The following is a 17549-nucleotide window of genomic DNA, read 5'->3' as shown; positions in this document are numbered from 1 at the left end:
TCCGCGCGTGACTGCATGCCAACCGCCCGGCCCCATTTCCCACCGGTGAGCCGGGCACGACCGGGACAACCCCGAGGCCCCGCCCCGGGAGGTCCGGGGCGGCGCCTGCGGTTCCTTCGAGCTCGGCCCGCTTACAGGCCGTTCTTCTCCAGCGTGAACTTCCAGGCGTCGGCGACGATGTCGTCCAGGTTCGGACGGCGCGGCGTCCAGCCGAGGGCGTCGTGGGCACGCTCGGCGGAGGCCACCAGCACCGCCGGGTCGCCGGCGCGGCGCCCGGAGACCTGCACCGGGATCTCGCGGCCGGTGACGCGCTTGACCGACTCGATCACCTCGCGCACCGAGAAGCCGCTGCCGTTGCCCAGGTTGCAGATCAGGTGCTCGCCCGGCTTGGCGGCGTCCAGCGCCAGCAGGTGCGCGTCGGCCAGGTCGGCGACGTGGATGTAGTCGCGGATGCAGGTGCCGTCCGGGGTCGGGTAGTCGTCGCCGTACACCGCGATGTGCGGGCGCTGGCCCAGCGCGGCCTGGAAGACCAGCGGGATCAGGTGCGACTCGGGGTCGTGCCGCTCGCCGTGGGCGCCGTACGCGCCGGCCACGTTGAAGTAGCGCAGCGACACCGCGGCCAGGCCGTGGGCGACGGCCTCGCTGGTGATCAGGTGGTCGACGGCGAGCTTGGTGGCGCCGTAGGTGTTGGTCGGCGCGGTGCGGGCGGTCTCGGCGATCGGCACGACCTCCGGCTCGCCGTAGGTGGCGGCGGTCGAGGAGAACACCAGCTTGCGCACGCCGGCCTCGCGCATCGCGCTGATCAGCTCCAGCGAGCCGGCCACGTTGTTGCGCCAGTACTTCTCCGGGTCCACGACCGACTCGCCGACCTGCGAGGAGGCGGCGAAGTGCAGCACGCCGTCGAAGGAGCCGTCCAGCACCTTGCCGGCCTCCTGGATCCGGCCCTCGACGAACTCGGCACCGGCCGGAACGCCCTCGCGGAAACCCGTCGAGAGGTCGTCCAGGACGGTCACCTGGTGCCCCGCCTCCAGCAGGTGAGCGGCCACCACACTGCCGACGTAGCCGGCGCCACCCGTGACCAGGTACTTACTCATGATGAGACCTCCAGCGGGCGATGGCCGCCGGATCGGCGGGGCCATCGGAAACGTGCGAACGACTGGCGCCTATTCTCCCTGCCCTCCGGGGGTGCTCCGGACCAGGGTCCGCGGGCCCCGCGACCGCCCGCGGCAGCTCCCTCCGGCGCCCTTCATCGCCCTCCGGCGCACGCCTTCAGTCGGAGGCCATCCGCTCCAGCAGGCCGGTCCTGGCGGCCACCGCCGCCGCCTCCAGCCGGGTCCGCGCGCCCAGCTTCATCAGCACCCGCTGGACGTGCGTCCGGGCCGTGCTCGCGGCGATCCGCATCCCGGCGGCGATCGCCGCGGTGTCCTCGCCGTCCGCGATCCGGGCCAGCACCTGCACCTCACGGCGGGTCAGCAGGCGCAGCAGCCGGACGGCTTCGTCGTCCGGCTCGGCAGCCGGCCGCAGCAGCTGGTCGAAGGCGCCGCGCAGCACGTCCACGGCCACCGCCGCCTCGCCCGCCCGGGCCCGCCCGATCGCCCGCTCGACCACTTCGATCCGCTCGTCGCTCGGCACGTAGCCCGCCGCCCCGGCCGCGAACGCCCCGGCCACACCGCGCAGTTCACCCACCGGTCCGAGCACGATGACGGCCACCTCGGGCCGCTCCCGGCGGATCCGGCGCAGCCCGTCGAACGCGCCCGGCTCGGCCGGCGCGGCCACGCCGAGCAGGCACACCTCGGGCCTGCGCCCGGCCACCAGGTCGGCGGCCACGCCCGCCGGCGAGCCGACCGCGAGCACCCGGTGACCGCGCAGCTGGAGCGCGGTCGCGAGTGCCTCGGCCAGCAGCCGGTGGTCGTCGACCACCACGAGTCGAACGCCCATGACGCCCTCCCGGTCGGGGTCCGGCTCGCGCCCGCTCCCCACGGGCGGGCGGCCGATGACGCACCATCACAGCGCATTCCGTACCCGACTCGCTAGGCCACCGCGTGTCGGCGGCCCGGCCGGGCCGGGAACGCGAAAGACCCCCGCCTTCAGGCGAGGGTCTTCGAGTGGAGCCCCCATGCGGAATCGAACCGCAGACCTTCTCCTTACCATGGAGACGCTCTACCGACTGAGCTATAGGGGCTTGCCGGACGTTTCCGCCGGGCCGGTCGAACAAGGAAGACATTACACGGCCGTCGGCCCGGAAGGGAAATCGGCTCCGACCTGCCTCCTCCGCCCCCCTCCGCCCCCTTCCGTCACCCTCAGGCCTCGGCGTGCGCCGCGTCGAACACCTCGCGGGCCGCGAGCATCTGCTTGGCGCGGCGCTCCGTCCAGCGGCCGAGCGGCGAGACCAGTTCGGCCAGCTCCCGGCCGAGCGGCAGCAGGTCGTAGACGACGCGCGGCGGCGTCTCCGGGTGGACCGTGCGGCGCACCAGGCCGTCGCGCTCCAGCGTGCGCAGCGACTGGGTGAGCATCTTGCGGCTGACCCCGCCGATCCCGCGCTGGAGTTCGGAGAACCGCTGCGGGCCGCAGAGGGCCAGGCTCATCAGGATCAGCAGCGACCACTTGTCGGCCAGCTCGGCGAACATCTCACGGCTGGGACAGAGCTGGGCGAAGACGTTGAGCTCCAGCTCCTCCTGCTGCGTGTGCTCCTGGGACCCCTGAGACCCCCGGGACTCCTGGTGCCACCCGATGTCGGCGCGGGCCGTTTCCTCCGTCGTCATGACACCCAGGGTAGCTCCGTCGGTCTCCAATCCCCCCTTGGTAACCATTGGAGACTTGGTCTATATTGGAGACCAAGCGGGCCGAGGCCCGTCGTCCCCTTCCTTCTCCGTCCCCAGCGCCACCGCCGCCCGTACAGGAGTGCCCGCATGACCGCCATCCGCCCCACCGTCGCCATCGCCTTCCACTCCGGCTACGGCCACACCGCCGTCATCGCCGAGGCCGTCGCCCGCGGTGCCGCCGCCGGTGGTGCCGAGGTCGTCTCGATCGCCGTCGACACCATCACCGACGAGCAGTGGGCCCAGCTCGACGCCGCCGACGCGATCGTCTTCGGCTCCCCCACCTACATGGGCACCGCGTCCGGCGCCTTCCACGTCTTCGCCGAGGCCACCAGCAAGCGCTGGTTCGGCGACGTCTGGCAGGACAAGGTCGCGGCCGGCTTCACCAACTCCGCCTCCAAGAGCGGCGACAAGGCCGGCACCCTCGGCTACTTCCAGACCCTCGCCGCCCAGCACGGCATGAACTGGGTCAACCTGGGCCTCAAGCCCGGCTGGAACGCCACCACCGCCAGCGAGAACGACCTCAACCGCCTCGGCTTCTTCAGCGGCGCCGCCGCCTCCTCGCCGGCCGACGCCGGCGCCGAGGCCGTCCACAAGGCCGACATCGCGACCGCCGAGCACCTCGGCGAGCGCGTCGCCAAGCACACCGCGGTCGTCCTGGCCGGCCGCGCCGCCCTGGCCGGCTGACCGCGCCGCACCTGCCGCGCCGCCTGTCGGCTACGCCGCCGGATCCGTCCCCAGCAGGGGCGCCCGGCGGCGTTCGCCGTCCACCGACGCCAGCTCCGCACCGCACGTCTCCGGCAGCAGCCGCAAGCACAGCACCGCCACCACGCCCAGCGCCGCCACGTACCAGCCGACCAGCTCGGCCGTCCCGTACGCCGCCGTCAGCCGGGTCGCCACCAGCGGCGTCAGCGCCCCGCCGACCACGCCGCCCAGGTTGTACGTCAGCGCCGCGCCCGTGTAGCGCACCCGGGTCGGGAACAGCTCCGGCAGGAACGCCGCGACCGGCCCCAGCAGGGCACCCAGCACCACCATCGCCCCGGCCAGCGCCACGAACATCAGCGGCCGGCGCGCCGTCTCCAGCAGCGGGAACTCGACGAGCGACCAGGCCGTCGCGAACGCCGTCGCCCACAGCATCGTCCGCCGCCGGCCCCAGCCGTCACTGCGCCCCGCGGTCGTCCACCCGGCCGCGCCCATGCCCACCGCGCCCACCAGCAACATCGGCAGCAGCACGGTGCTCGGCACCCCGAGACCGGTCGCCGCGTACGCCAGCGCGTACGTCGTGGTCAGGTAGAACAGCGCGTACCCCACGGTGATCACGCCACAGCCCACCAGCACCGTGCGCCAGTGCCCGCGCAGCACCTCCGCCACCGGCAGCCCGGCCCGGCCCGCCTCCTGTCCGCGGAACAGCGGAGACTCCTCGACCTTCAGCCGGATGAACAGCCCGACCACGACGAGCGCGAGCGAGGCGACGAACGGGACCCGCCACCCCCACTCCCTGAACGCCCGCTCGTCCAGGCCGAGTTGCACCAGCAGGAACACCCCGTTCGCGAGCACGAACCCGACCGTCGGCCCCAGCTGCAGGAACGCCCCGTACCGCCCGCGCCGCCCGGCCGGCGCGTGCTCCGCCAACAACAGCGCAGCCCCACCCCACTCCCCGCCGAGCCCGACCCCCTGACACACCCGCAACACGACGAGCGCCACCGGCGCCCACCAGCCCCACACCCCGAACCCCGGCAACACCCCCACGGCCGCCGTGGCCACCCCCATCAGCAGCAGCGACACCACCAGCGTCGTCTTCCGCCCCAACCGGTCCCCGAAGTGCCCGAACACCACGGCCCCCAACGGCCGCGCCAGGAACGCCACCGCGTACACCGAGAACGCCGCCAACAGCGCCCCCACCGCCCCCAACCCCGGGAAGAACACCGCCCCGAAGACGAGCGCCGCCGCCGTCCCATAGATGAAGAAGTCATAGAACTCGATCGCGGTCCCGATCAGAGCCGCAGCCGCCGCCCGCCGCACTTGCACACCCATGCCCCCAACCCTGCCCGCCCCACCCACCCCACCCCCAGCCCCCACCCGAGTGACCCCGGCGCACGACCCTGAGTAGCGATACTCATGCGCGATCCGAGCGCCCCTGACAGACTCGCGACACGACGACAACTGTTCGAGCAGGGCTCACTCTGCCGGCATGCATAGGGGGGACACCGTGCCGAATCCAGATCTAGCCTCCGAGTTCAGGGTCAACCCGGCCGCGCTGGAAGGCTGCGGGCAGAGCGCCCAGTTCATCGCGAGTCAGGTCCCGGCCGAGACCGCGAAGATCGCCGAACCGTGCACCCAGGCGGCCGCCGGTTTACAGGGCTGGCAGACCGGCGCCGCCCTGCAGAGCTGTAGCACGAACTGGAAGGCTCTTCTGGACAAGCTCGGCAAGGACATGGGCGACCTGGGCTCCAAACTCGTCCAGACAGCCGGCGTCTACCGGCAGGGCGAGCAGCGCGTCTACGCGCATCTGCAAGGTCAGGGCCGTGGAATGCCGGTCCCGGCCGAGCCCGATCCCTTCGGCACCGTGGTGGTCGGCGAAACATCCACGGCCACCGAGAAGTCGCGCGCCGCCTCCGAGCGGAAGGCCAGGTAGCCGATGGACATCGCGACGCTCTACAACGCCAACCTCAACAACATCATCACGGCCAAGACCGCCATCGACACACTGTTCTCCGCCTTCGGCAAGCACATGGAGTCCTGGCAACACGAGGTCGCCGACAAACTGAGCGCCTCACACTGGACCGGGAGCACTTCCGTAACGGCCCAGGGCCGAATAAGGGACTTCGGTGGCGAGCTCCAAGCCGCCCATCAGGAACTCTCCTTCGTCAGCAAGGCGCTCGCCAACGCCGCCGAACAATTCGCGCTGGCCCAGTCCCACTTGGTCAACGCCCTCGACGATGCCAAGAAGGCCAAGCTCAACGTGGCCCCTGACGGCCGCATAACGTGGGACAACGAACCCACCTCACCGAACTTCGCCGGCACCGGAGCCGAGCAGACCGCGACTGCCATCAGCAACCGCATCACCGCCGCACTCAACGAAGCCTCCCATGCCGACCAGGAAATCAGCACCCGCCTGAACCACTTCGCCGCCAACGCGAGCAACGGCACCGGCCTGGATGCCGCGACCGTGGCGAAGGATCAGGCTGCCGAACAGGTGCCCGCCGTGGGCACCGACCCGAACAGCGTCACATCATGGTGGAACGGCCTCACCGAGGACCAACGGCAGAGACTCGTCCGCGACCAGCCCGACCGGATCGGGAACCTAGACGGCGTTCCCGCCGTCGCCCGCGACCAGGCGAACCGCATCACCCTGCGGCAAGCGAGGCAAGACCTCCGGATCCAACTCGACCACCTGGGCCCCGAACCACCCGAGAAGATCGCAGGCATGAACGGGGTCGTCTCCAACCCCGATCACGACGAGTGGGAAAGGACGAAGACTCTCCTTGCGGAAAAGCTCGCGGGCTCGAACGCCATCGCCAAGCGGCTGACCACCCCTGTCGACGGCACGCATCCCCCTACGTACCTGCTGGGCTTCGACACCATCGGCAACGGTCACGCCATTGTCGCGGTCAACAATCCCGACACCGCCGACAACGTCTCGACGTACGTCCCCGGCACCACCGCGCGACTCGGTCAAATAAGTGGCGACATCGACCGGTCGGACAGAATGGTCTCCTCGGCAAACACTGCCAACAAGCAGGCAGGGAACTCGAGGACGACGTCGTCGATCACCTGGGTCGGCTATGACGCTCCGCAGTCACTAGCACCCGAGGCGATGGACGACATCTACGCGAAGAACGCAGAGGACAAGCTGCAGAGCTTCCAGCGGGGCCTTCGGGCCACGCATGAGGGACAGCCGTCGAACAACACGCTCCTCGCCCACAGCTACGGAACCACGACCATTGGGTACGCCCTGCGCGACAAGGGCCTGCCGGTCGACAACGTCGTCCTGATCGCAAGCCCCGGCGTCGGCGTAGAGCATGCCAGTGATCTCGGCGTCGACCCGTCCCACGTCTTCGCGGCACAAGGCGACGCCGATCCCATCCAGTACTCACCCCCCTTGGAGGTGAGCAAGGCAGCGAGCAACGCCCACGACAATCTGCTCACCTGGGGCGGATTCATGGACAACCCCGACCACCACCTGATCCACGGGCGGGACCCGAGCGTCCCCGACTTCGGAGCGCAGGTGATCCCAACCGACCCGGGAACGGGCCATTCGGACTACTGGAGGGACAAGTCGACGTCCCTCGAAGCCATGGGAAAGATCATCGCTGGAGTGCCGCTCTCATGACCGACGCTGCCCACTCACCCACAGCCCCATCCCGGCCCAGCCGGACAACTATTCACGCCCTACTGGCGATTACAGTGCTGACCCTGAGCTCCTGTGGCGCGACAACCGTCCAGGAACGGATGAAGCCCACCATCACGCTGGACCAGGCAAAAAAGCAGATCGACACCTACCTCGCGGACATTCTGACGAAGCTGCCCGTCAAGCCCACCGCAACCTCTGGATCATTCAGCGACCTGGAGTGCGATCACAACGACGCGGGACCGCACGGCAGGAAGGAAACCTCACGCGGGTACGACTTCGGAGACGTCCCGCTTGCAAACAAGACAGAGGCCACCGATGCCTTCCGAACCTTCCTGACTGGGGAGGGATTTCAGCCCGTCCCGGAAGGTGCCGGCTCCCACTCTGAATGGGTGAGGTTGAAAAACCCCAAGGACAACTTCCTCGCAGTCTTCGACGGGACCTCAGGCGCGAGCCATAATCTCTCACTGACCGTCGTCTCGCCTTGTGTCTGGCCGGACGGGAATCCGCCAACCTGACACGGCGGCCACCGCTACCGAGTCCGCGGCTGCACACCCGCCAAGCAGCGACCCTCGCTCGTCCGGGCGAGGGCCGCTGATCTTCTCGATCGGGATTGACCGTGCCGTCATCGGACTCGCGGAGTCCCCGGTGGCGCATAGGCCGCAGCCTTGACAGCCGCACTCCGCTTCCGCACAACGAAGAACACCACGCCTGCCATCAGCACCAATCCGGCGCCCGTCGCAATCACAATCGGCAGCACCGCACTGCCTGAATCGGATGCCTTATCCGCGATTGGCGTTGCTTCCGGCGAACCGCCATTCGTCGCTGCTGCGGGTGAGGCCCCCGGGGCAGAGGTGGCAATGGACGACGGCGAAGCCGAGGACAGCGGAGCCGTCTTGCTCGGAATCGGATACACATCCGCCGGCCCTGGATCGCCCGGCGTGGTCAACGCGATGCGAGGCCGTACCGCACCGTAACCGACATTGTCATTGCGGCTAGAGCCATCCGTCGGCTTACCCGCGGTGTTGATGAGCACGCGCAACACCTGGTTCGCCGTCCAGTCGGTGTGCACGGCCCACACCAGGGCCGCCGAGGCGGAAACCAGCGCGGTCGCAGCCGACGTGCCGTGGCTCTTGCAATAGCCCGTAGGCCCGGTGCAAGCCCCGATGATGTCCATACCAGGCGCCACGAGATCAACCTGCGGCCCCTGCTGGGACTCAGCCGTCGTCGTCAAATTCTTGTCGACAGCCCCAACACCGACGACGTAAGGCAAGCCGCCCGGGTACTCCAGCAGATTTCCATCCTGCGCACTGTTGCCGACACTCGCGACCACCAACGAACCCTTCGCCGCCGCACGAGCAAGCACAGCGGTCAACTTCGCCACGTCATCAGGGGATGTCGCAACTGCCGCCGTTCCCTGCGAAATATTGATGACCTTGGCGCCCTGGTCGACCGCGTAATCAATTGCCTGTCCGATCTGGTCAAGGAAAACGGGCGAACTGACCGAGCCACCCTCTGAACCATTCTTGATCTTCACCGGAAGGACTTTGGCGCCCGGAGCCAGGCCGTAGGCACCCTTGCCTCCCATTCCCTTGCCCGATCCGGCGATGAGGCTCGCAATCCCCGTCCCGTGACCGGTCGAGTCGAACCCAACCCCGCCAGGACTACCGCTGAGATCCTTCCCTTGCAGCAACTGACCTGCCAAGTCCGGGTGTTCGAACTTAGCCCCAGTGTCAATCACCGCAACCGTGATGCCTTGTCCGGTCGATGTCGTCCACATCTCGGAAGCGCGCATCGCATCCAGATGCCACTGGTCATCACGAATCGAACCATCAGCAGCGGCCGGAGCAACAGCTGGGCCGACCACAATGCTGGCCGCCAGCAGCGCTCCGGCCAAGACCCGCCCATTCGTCCGGCGCATCAGTTCTCCTCGTCGGTCTCCCCGCCAGCCGAGGGCTGTACCCCGGATAGGTCTGCTCGGCCACTAGGGTGTTCAAGCGCCCAGGCAGTCAGGCCAGTTCTACTCAACCACGTTCGGGTTGCTGTGCGGCGTACCCCTGATCCAGGTCTCCTCGTCCTCGTGCAGGTAGTCAGCCCGCTGGCGGCGGTCGCGCTCGCTCCTCCCTGCCCCGTTTCCCTGCGTGCCCGGTGCCATCATGCCGTTCTGGCCAGAACGGGCCGCGCCCTCGGCGGCCCCAGCCCGCCTGAACAGACCGGTCCCACCAAGAGTGAACTCACCGTTAGCGGAAGGGCCTTTACGCCCTCCAACTATCCCGCCCGGGGTCGAGGTCAAGCCTCGGCCTCGCGTACCCCCAGCCGAACCGCCCGCTCCGCGACCAGCCCCTCCGGGGTGTATTCCACCCATCCCTGGCACGCCGGATGGTCCCGAACGACCCGGCTGAGCCTCGCGGGAGCCGAAGACCGTCCCGGTGGGCAGCCCAGGCGTACCAGGCTCCCCCGGAAGGGATCTCCCACCGAAGGGAGCTGCACGGCCGGGAACCGAACCGCCGCTCCTGCCTGGCATCGATCCACTATTCCCTGGGGAAGCGCCCACCGGAACCGGGCCACCAATCGGGAAGCCGCTGTTACCTCCGCCACCCGAGCGCCCGGGGAACCCGCCCAGCCCATCGAACGGCAGGTTCCCACCCTCGACTGGAACGACCGGACTGCTCTGATTTGGCATGGCCGGTACGGTCGCCAGGCCATCCAGGCCCGTGCCAGGACGGAGGATGGAAAGCTGCGGACCTGAAGGTGGCGTGTAGACACCCTGCTCTTGCGGCAGAGGCCCCTCGCCGCCACGTGAAGAGACCGGACTGGTATAGCCCGCTGTTCCCAGTCCATGTGGGCCTAGCGCCGTCTGATGGAGCACCACCGAACCACCGTTGTAACTTCGCGGAACCGGTCGGTTGCTCTCCCCCTCGATGCCCGGGCTCCCGTGAGACTGACGAACGGCATCATCTGAGCCTGTCGCGCCACCACCCCCCGATGAGTAGTCAACGGAGCCATACTGGCTCTTATCCGGCGTCCCCGGCAGGGTCGGCTCCTCCAACGAGTTCAGCGTCGTGCTGGCCGCAGAGTAGGCCTGCGCCAGCTTCTCCATCTGGCGGATGGCTTCCTGATGTTCCCGATCGATATTCGACGCTGCTACCGCGGCCCGGTCGTCGCTGATCCAATTGTCCTTCACACTGAAGTCCGGAGTCTGGCTGAAAGCAGCCTGCGTATATCCAGTGGCCGGCAGGATCTGCCGCTGACTCGTGGCCGTCGCGAGCAACGTGATCTCCGCACGCGGAGGTTCGGGCACGGCGGCCTTGGCGAGGCTGAGAGCCTCACCTGCCTGCAGCAAAGCATCGCCGGCCTTGGTGGAGTAGTCGCCGAGCAATATGGCGGACGTCTGCAGGTTCCCGGCCCAGGTCCTGAAGCTCTCAGCGGCCGGTCCTTCCCAGCCGACGCCGTCGACGTGCGACTTGAGTGCTGCGCTCAGGTCTTTCAGTACCTGTCCGGCCGCCTGCAGGTGTACGCCGCGGTCCACCACGGTCGCTGCGTCCGTCGAACGGACCATGTCCCTGAGCTGGGCGTGTTCGTATTGATGGAAGTTCGTTCCGCCTGTCATCTACCCGCTCCCCCTGTGTCCGTCCGACGCCTGCGATTCGTCACAGCCCCTCGATGCTCTTCGACGCTGTCCCGCCCGCACCGCCCAGGTTCGCGTGCACGGTCTTGTGCGCGTCGGCCGTGGCCTGCTCATTGCCCGCGTAATTGCCGGCCGTCTTTGCGACCGCCGTCTTCATCGCCTCGATCTGGGACGCGAAGTCCGAGTGGAGCTTGACGAGTTGGGTGTGAACCTTGTCGTAGGCACCCATTAGAGCCGTCGCCTCCACCACATGCTCGCTGTACGCGCCACTGATCAGAACCTTCCCCGTCAGCTTCTGCGCCTGCAGCTTGTCGGGTGCCGCCGCCGAGCCCTCCATCGTCTGCAGCAGTGCCTCGATCTTGTTGGCGAACGCCGTCAGCGTGTCGAGCTCCACCTTGACGTCCTGCTTGCCGAACGCGGACACCAGGTCCGCGACGTTGGGCGTCTCCGGTACCCCCACGGGCTGGTCCGGCTTCGGCCTGGGACCGGGCGGGACTTCTCCTGGCACAGCGAACACCTCTCCCCCGCTGCGGATGGCGGTCCGCAACATACCGTCAACTACCGAGCCTTGTAGTCACTGTCGGCAACGCCACCACCCCGACGGGTTGCCGGTACGGGTCATGCTAGCGATCGGCACCGTCAGCCTTGTCCCGCTTGGGTGCGATCGGTACGAACGGGCGGGCGGGCGCGCTCGGGCCGGTAGGATCGCGGTGTACGACCCGATCTGCCGCGCAATGTCGCACAGCAGCGACCCCTGGCCGCAGAACGGACGTGACCGCATGCCTGTCGAGGAGATCCCCGCCACCGCCTGGTGGGCCCGGGCCATGCGGCCGACGCGGGTCGTGTTCCCGGGTGCGTTGGTGGTGCGGGCGGCTGCCGGGATGGGGGTGCCGCTCTCCGTCGGGCTCCTCGCCCACCGGCTGGATCTCGGGGTGTTCGCCGGGCTCGGGGCGATGCACGCGACGATGAACGACCGGGCCGAGCCGAACGGCTTGCGGGTGCGGCGGATCGGGACGGCCCTGCTGGCGTCCGCCCTCGGAATGCTGATCGGGACGGTGCTGCAGTACGTCCACGTCTCGCCGCTGGTCCTCGGCGCGGCGCTCACCGTCACCGCGTTCGTGTCCGGCGCCCTCAGCGCCACCGGCCCGCGCGGTTCCGCCGCCGGCATGCTGCTGCTGGTGTCGACGGCGCTGGGGAGCGGGATGCCGTTGCCGCATCCGTGGTGGGCGGCGGCGCCGATGATGCTGGCGGGTGCGGCGTTCGTCCTCGTCCTCGGGCTGCCGGCCGGTCACGTCGACGAGCGCGACCGCGCCCTGGCCGCCGCGTACGACGCGCTCGGCCGCATGCTGGCCGATCTCGGCACCCCGCAGGGTCCGGCCTCGCGCCGGGTCCTGACGGCCCGGCTGAACCAGGTGCAGGACTTCCACCCGGACCGGACCGATCCCCGGTACGAGGCCGCCCTGGCCGCCTCCGAGGCGGCCACCGGCCTGTTGTGGGCGCGCCGCCCCGTCCCGCCCGAGGTCGCCGACGTCCCCGTCCGCCTCGCACGCGCCATAGAACAGGGCGGCAGCGAGATCACCGTCCCCGACTGGCGCCCCGACACCCCCGCTCGCCAGGCCCTGGACGCCGCCCTGCGCGCCGCCGCGGACACGGTGGCCGGCCGGGAGGTGGTGCTCGGCACCGCGCCCGCGCCGCCGCCCGACCCGTGGCGCATCCGGGCGCGCGTGCTGTCGCGCGGCTCGGTGGCGTACGGGCTGCGCGTGGCGCTCTGCATCGCGGTGGGTGCGACGGTCACCGCCAACTACCCGCTGAGCAAGAGCTACTGGGTCCCGATGACGATCGCGTTCGTGCTCAAGCCAGACCTCGGCTCGGTGTTCCTGCGCGCGGTGAGCCGCTCGGTCGGCACCGTGCTGGGCGTCGCGCTCACCGCCGCCGTCGTGGGCGTGACCACCGACGAGTGGATCCTCACCGCCGTCGCCGCGCTCTGCGTGGCCCTGTTGCCGTACGCGACGGCGGCGCACTACGGGCTGACGACGGTCGCGATGACGCCGATGGCGCTGCTCCTGCTGCAGCTCGGCGGGCAGAGCAGCGCGGCCGAGTTCCGGCCGCGGGTGCTGGACACGGCCCTGGCGAGTGCGATCGTCCTGCTGCTCGGTTACCTGCTGTGGCCCGAGCGCCCGCGGCACCGGATCGAGCCGCGCGTGGTCGACGCGACCACCACGCTCCGGTCCTACCTGGACGCCGTGACGACGGCCGGACGGGCCGAGGTGTGGCTGCGCCGCACCGCGTACCGGTCGCTCGCGGACGCCCGCCTGGAGGTGCAGCAGGGCCTCGCCGAACCGCCCCCGACCGGCCGGCTCGCCGAGCAGTGGCTGCCGGCGACGGCGGCGCTGGAGCGGCTGGGCGGCGCGGTGGCGGCGTACGCGGCGCAGCTGCGGTACGGCGGACGGGTGCCGGACCCCGCCGAGGTCGACCGGGTGCGCCGGGCGCTGGACGACCTGACCGCCGCCGCCCGTGAGCACCGCCCGCCGACGGGCCCCGCGGCCCGCCCGACGAAGCCGCACGACCCGGCGCGCAGCGCGCTGGGCCGTGCGGCGGACGAGCTCGAAGCCCTGCTCACCCCGTAGGGCGGTCAGCCCTGCTCACCCCGTAGGGCGGTCAGCCCTGCTCACCCCGTAGGGCGGTCAGCCCTGCTCACCCCGTAGGGCGGTCAGCCCTACTCACCCCGTAGGGCCGTCAGACCTGCTCGGCCAGCTCCAGCCAGCTCATCTCCAGCTCCTCCTTCTCCTCCCGGACGGCGCGCAGCTGCGCGTCCAGTTCCGCGACCTTGGAGAAGTCGGCTGCGTGCTCGGCGAGTTGGGCGTGCAGCTTGGACTCCTTCTCGTCCAGCTTGGCGATCTGCCGCTCCAGCTTCTGCATCTCCTTCTTGGCGGCGCGCAGGTCCCCGCCGGAGAGCCCGGCCCCGGCGGCCTCCTCGACCGCGGGAGCGGCCGCGGACGCGGCAGCAGCCGTAGCGGCGGCCATCCGCGCCCGGCGCTCCAGGTACTCGTCGACGCCGCCCGGAAGCATGCGCATCCGCTTGTCGCCGAGCAGCGCGTGCACGACGTCGGTCGTCCGCTCGATGAAGAAGCGGTCGTGGCTGATGACGACCATCGAGCCGGGCCAACCGTCGAGCAGGTCCTCCAGCTGGTTGAGCGTCTCGATGTCGAGGTCGTTGGTCGGCTCGTCGAGGAAGAGCACGTTGGGCTCGTCCATGAGCAGGCGCAGCAGCTGCAGTCGCCGCCGCTCGCCGCCGGAGAGGTCGCCGACGGGCGTCCACTGCTTGTCCTTGCCGAAGCCGAACTGCTCGCACAGCTGGCCGGCGCTCATCTCCCGGCCCTTGCCGAGGTCGACGCGCGAGCGGACCTGCTCGACGGCCTGGAGCACGCGCACCTCCGGGTCCAGCTCCGCGATCTCCTGGGACAGGTAGGCGAGCCGGACGGTCTTGCCGACCTTGATCACGCCGGAGTCCGGCTGCACGTCGCCCTCGGAAGCGTACGCGTCGCGCAGGGCGCGCAGGAGCGAGGTCTTGCCGGCGCCGTTGACGCCGAGCAGGCCGATCCGGTCGCCGGGGCCGAGCTGCCAGGTGAGGTTCTCCAGGAGCAGCTTGGGGCCGGCCTTGACGGTCACGCCCTCCAGCTCGAAGACCGTCCGGCCGAGGCGCGCGTTGGCGAACTTCATCAGCTCGGACTTGTCGCGCGGCTCCGGCACGTCGGCGATCAGGGCGTTGGCGGCCTCGATGCGGTAGCGCGGCTTGGAGGTGCGGGCGGGGGCGCCGCGGCGCAGCCAGGCGAGCTCCTTGCGGGCGAGGTTCTGGCGCTTCTGCTCCTCGACGGCCTCGATGCGGGAGCGCTCGGCGCGCGCGAAGACGTAGTCGGAGTAGCCGCCCTCGTACTCGTGGACGGAGCCGCTCTGGACGTCCCACATCCGGGTGCAGACCTGGTCGAGGAACCAGCGGTCGTGGGTGACGCAGACGAGGGCCGAGCGGCGCTTCTGCAGGTGCTGGGCGAGCCAGTTGATGCCCTCGACGTCGAGGTGGTTGGTGGGCTCGTCGAGGATGATCAGCTCGGGCGAGCCGAGGAGCAGCTTGGCGAGGGCGATCCGGCGGCGCTCGCCGCCGGAGAGCGGGCCGATCACGGTGTCCAGGCCGTCGGCGAAGCCGGGCAGGTCGAGGCCGCCGAAGAGGCCTTCGATGATGTCGCGGATGCGGGCGTCGCCGAGCCACTCGTGGTCGGCGCGGTCGGCGATGACCTCGTGCCGGATGGTGGCCTTCGGGTCGAGCGAGTCGTGCTGCGTGAGGACGGCCGGTTCGAGGCCGCCGTTCCAGGTGATGCGGCCGCCGTCGGGCTCCTCCAGCTTGGCGAGCATCCGGATCAGGGTGGTCTTGCCGTCGCCGTTGCGGCCGACGACGCCGATCCGGTCGCCCTCGCTCACGCCCAGGCTGACCGCGTCGAGCAGGGCGCGGGTGCCGTAGACCTTCGTGACGGACTCGATGGTGGCGAGGTTGACGGCCACGTGTGCTGCGCTCCTGGGGGGTTCGGCGGTGCCGGGGCGGCCCGCCGTTCCCCGGCCGGGCGCCCCTCTCGGGGACGCCCCGATCTCCCCAGCCTAATGGGCCCGCCGAATCGCCCGCACCGCCGAGCTCACCGCCCGCACCGCCGAGCTCACCGCCCGTACCGCCAGCTCACCGCCCGTACCGCCAGCTCACCGCCCGCACCGCCGAGCTCGGCCCCACTGCAGGGGCCGATGCATGACCGGGGCCGGTCCGCTACAGCGGCCGGTCCACCACCGCGGCCCCCGCGACCGGCCCGTACGTGGCGTGCGCCGTCCGGCAGGTGCCGGAGGCGCGCAGGGCCGCGGCGATGGCGGCGGCACCGTCGGCGTCCTTGGCGAGGAACGCGCAGGTCGGCCCGGAGCCGGAGACGAGGGCACCGATCGCGCCCGCCTCGGTGCCGGCCCGCAGGGTGGCGGCGAGGGCGGGGCGCAGCGAGAGGGCGGCGGCCTGGAGGTCGTTGGAGAGCGCGGCGGCGAGGGCGACGGCGTCGCCGTCCGCCAGGGCGGTGAGCAGCGCGGGGTCGGCGTCGGGGGTGGGGACGTCGACGGCGCTGGAGCCGGTGCCGGCCTCGTCGCGCAGGCGGTCGCACTCGCGGAAGACGGCGGGGGTGGAGAGGCCGCCGTCCGCGACGGCGAAGACCCAGTGGTAGGTGCCCTCGACCGGGAGCGGCTCCAGGATCTCGCCCCGGCCGCGGCCCAGAGCGACGCCGCCGACCAGGGCGAACGGCACGTCGGAGCCGAGTTCGGCGGCGAGTTCCCGCAGCACGTCGGCCGGGGTGTCCAGCTTCCACAGGGCGTCGCAGGCGACCAGTGCCGCCGCGCCGTCGGCGCTGCCGCCGGCCATGCCGCCGGCGACCGGGATGGCCTTGGCGATGTGCAGGTGCACGGCGGGGTCGGCGATGCCGTGGTGGGCGGCGAGCAGCCGGGCCGCGCGGGCGGCGAGGTTGCCGTCGTCGAGCGGGACGGCGCCGGCGTCCGGGCCGGAGCAGGTCAGCGTGACGCCCGGGCCGTCACCCGGGGTGGCCGTCACCTCGTCGCCGAGGGCGACGGCGAAGAAGACGTTGGCCAGGTCGTGGAAGCCGTCGGCGCGCAGGCCGCCGACCCCCAGCTGGACGTTGACCTTGGCCGGCACCCGTACGGTGATCACTCGTTCCCAGCCTTCGGCTTGTGCTCGGCGATGGCGGCGAACTGTTCCACCGTCAGCATCTCGCCGCGCAGCTTGTGGTCGATCCCGGCGGCGGCGAGGGCCTGTTCGGCCCCGGCGGCGGAGCCGGCCCAGCCGGCCAGGGCGGCCCGGAGGGTCTTGCGCCGCTGGGCGAACGCGGCGTCGACCACCGCGAACACCTCCGCGCGGCTCGCGGTGGTCCTGGGGGGCTCGCGGCGGATCAGCGAGACGAGGCCGGAGTCGACGTTGGGGGCGGGCCAGAAGACGTTGCGCCCGATGGCGCCGGCCCGCTTCACGTCGGCGTACCAGTTGGCCTTGACCGACGGGACGCCGTACACCTTGTTGCCGGGCTTGGCGGCGAGCCGGTCGGCGACCTCGCTCTGCACCATCACCAGGGTGCGCTCGATGCTGGGGAAGGTGGCCAGCATGTGCAGCAGGACGGGCACCGCCACGTTGTACGGGAGGTTGGCGACGAGCGCGGTGGGGGCCGGGCCGGGGAGCTCGGTGACCTCCATGGCGTCGCTGAACACCAGGTCGAAGGCGTCGGCCTTGCCCGGCATCCGGGCGGCGACGGTGTCCGGCAGGTGCTGCGCGAGCACCGGGTCGATCTCGACGGCGGTGACGTGCCGCGCGACCTCCAGCAGGGCGAGCGTCAGCGACCCGAGCCCGGGGCCGACCTCCACCACCGCGTCCTGCTCCGTCACGTCGGCGGCCCGGACGATCCGCCGCACGGTGTTGCCGTCGATGACGAAGTTCTGCCCGCGCTGCTTGGTCGGCTTCACGCCGAACGCGGCGGCCAGCTCCCGGATGTCGGCGGCGCCCAGCAGGTGGCTGTCAGGGGTGGGTTCGGTGGTGCTCACGGGCCAAGGATACGGGCGCGGGCCCTGCCGTCCGGACGCGCCGGACCGGACGGACGGGTTCCCGATGCCGCCCGCAAACCGGACGCACCGGGTTCGGTACCCCCGAACCGGGCGGCACCCGGCCCCGGCACCA

Annotated in this window: 14 protein-coding genes and 1 tRNA gene; 5 read left to right on the top strand and 10 right to left on the bottom strand. The window is 70.8% G+C overall.

What is annotated here, in order from left to right; genetic code table 11:
- Nucleotides 1–131: 131 nt before the first annotated feature.
- The 4 genes from galE to ACFXDE_RS30430 all read right to left on the bottom strand — a co-directional run bounded on the left by galE (nt 132) and on the right by ACFXDE_RS30430 (nt 2762).
- Nucleotides 132–1094, bottom strand: coding sequence for a UDP-glucose 4-epimerase GalE (gene galE, locus ACFXDE_RS30445; RefSeq protein ID WP_380497896.1), 963 nt, complete (start codon nt 1092–1094; stop codon nt 132–134).
- A gap of 175 nt (nt 1095–1269) precedes the next feature.
- Nucleotides 1270–1938, bottom strand: a complete 669-nt coding sequence (locus ACFXDE_RS30440) for a LuxR C-terminal-related transcriptional regulator (RefSeq protein ID WP_380444282.1) — start codon at nt 1936–1938, stop codon at nt 1270–1272.
- A gap of 168 nt (nt 1939–2106) precedes the next feature.
- Nucleotides 2107–2182 (bottom strand) — tRNA-Thr (locus tag ACFXDE_RS30435).
- A gap of 118 nt (nt 2183–2300) precedes the next feature.
- The gene (locus ACFXDE_RS30430; protein WP_380497895.1) at nt 2301–2762 is read right to left on the bottom strand and encodes a winged helix-turn-helix transcriptional regulator; all 462 of its coding nucleotides are present in this window, start codon (nt 2760–2762) and stop codon (nt 2301–2303) included.
- Nucleotides 2763–2909: 147 nt separating this feature from the next.
- Between ACFXDE_RS30430 and ACFXDE_RS30425 the strand changes: the two genes are divergently transcribed.
- Nucleotides 2910–3506: a flavodoxin family protein gene (locus ACFXDE_RS30425; protein ID WP_359968111.1), complete on the top strand. Its 597-nt coding sequence runs from the start codon at nt 2910–2912 to the stop codon at nt 3504–3506.
- A 30-nt stretch (nt 3507–3536) separates the two neighbouring features.
- On the opposite strand, the gene ACFXDE_RS30420 is transcribed toward ACFXDE_RS30425, so the two are convergent.
- Nucleotides 3537–4853, bottom strand: coding sequence for an MFS transporter (locus ACFXDE_RS30420; RefSeq protein WP_380497894.1), 1317 nt, complete (start codon nt 4851–4853; stop codon nt 3537–3539).
- Nucleotides 4854–5010: 157 nt separating this feature from the next.
- Between ACFXDE_RS30420 and ACFXDE_RS30415 the strand changes: the two genes are divergently transcribed.
- The 3 genes from ACFXDE_RS30415 (at nt 5011) to ACFXDE_RS30405 (ending at nt 7688) form a co-directional block, all read left to right on the top strand.
- On the top strand, nt 5011–5454 hold the full coding sequence (locus tag ACFXDE_RS30415) for a hypothetical protein (RefSeq protein WP_380497893.1): 444 nt from the start codon (nt 5011–5013) through the stop codon (nt 5452–5454).
- Between the two features lie 3 nt (nt 5455–5457).
- On the top strand, nt 5458–7152 hold the full coding sequence (locus ACFXDE_RS30410; protein ID WP_380497892.1) for an alpha/beta hydrolase: 1695 nt from the start codon (nt 5458–5460) through the stop codon (nt 7150–7152).
- A 119-nt stretch (nt 7153–7271) separates the two neighbouring features.
- Nucleotides 7272–7688, top strand: coding sequence for a hypothetical protein (locus tag ACFXDE_RS30405; RefSeq protein ID WP_380497891.1), 417 nt, complete (start codon nt 7272–7274; stop codon nt 7686–7688).
- Between the two features lie 107 nt (nt 7689–7795).
- Here the strand turns inward: ACFXDE_RS30405 and mycP are convergent, their stop codons facing one another.
- Together mycP and ACFXDE_RS30395 are read right to left on the bottom strand one after the other, a co-directional pair.
- Nucleotides 7796–9091 (bottom strand): type VII secretion-associated serine protease mycosin, encoded by a 1296-nt coding sequence (gene mycP / locus ACFXDE_RS30400; protein ID WP_380497890.1) that lies wholly within the window; start codon nt 9089–9091, stop codon nt 7796–7798.
- A 1729-nt stretch (nt 9092–10820) separates the two neighbouring features.
- The gene (locus tag ACFXDE_RS30395) at nt 10821–11222 is read right to left on the bottom strand and encodes a hypothetical protein (RefSeq protein ID WP_380497889.1); all 402 of its coding nucleotides are present in this window, start codon (nt 11220–11222) and stop codon (nt 10821–10823) included.
- 355 nt (nt 11223–11577) lie between these two features.
- On the opposite strand from ACFXDE_RS30395, the gene ACFXDE_RS30390 reads away from it, so the two are divergent.
- The gene (locus ACFXDE_RS30390) at nt 11578–13425 is read left to right on the top strand and encodes an FUSC family protein (protein WP_380497888.1); all 1848 of its coding nucleotides are present in this window, start codon (nt 11578–11580) and stop codon (nt 13423–13425) included.
- Nucleotides 13426–13534: 109 nt separating this feature from the next.
- Here ACFXDE_RS30390 and ACFXDE_RS30385 read toward each other — a convergent pair whose 3' ends face one another.
- The 3 genes from ACFXDE_RS30385 to rsmA form a co-directional block, all read right to left on the bottom strand.
- The gene (locus ACFXDE_RS30385) at nt 13535–15352 is read right to left on the bottom strand and encodes an ABC-F family ATP-binding cassette domain-containing protein (protein WP_380497887.1); all 1818 of its coding nucleotides are present in this window, start codon (nt 15350–15352) and stop codon (nt 13535–13537) included.
- Nucleotides 15353–15605: 253 nt separating this feature from the next.
- Nucleotides 15606–16538 carry a 4-(cytidine 5'-diphospho)-2-C-methyl-D-erythritol kinase gene (locus tag ACFXDE_RS30380; protein WP_380497886.1) on the bottom strand — a complete coding sequence of 311 codons (933 nt, stop codon included), beginning with the start codon at nt 16536–16538 and terminating at the stop codon, nt 15606–15608.
- Nucleotides 16535–17416, bottom strand: a complete 882-nt coding sequence (rsmA, locus tag ACFXDE_RS30375; protein ID WP_380444257.1) for a 16S rRNA (adenine(1518)-N(6)/adenine(1519)-N(6))-dimethyltransferase RsmA — start codon at nt 17414–17416, stop codon at nt 16535–16537. The genes ACFXDE_RS30380 and rsmA overlap by 4 nt, the downstream gene beginning before the upstream one ends.
- Nucleotides 17417–17549: the final 133 nt, after the last annotated feature.

This window comes from Kitasatospora sp. NPDC059408 (assembly GCF_042751525.1).
Taxonomy (GTDB): Bacteria; Actinomycetota; Actinomycetes; order Streptomycetales; family Streptomycetaceae; genus Kitasatospora.
This window is presented reverse-complemented; position numbering and strand designations above follow the sequence as displayed.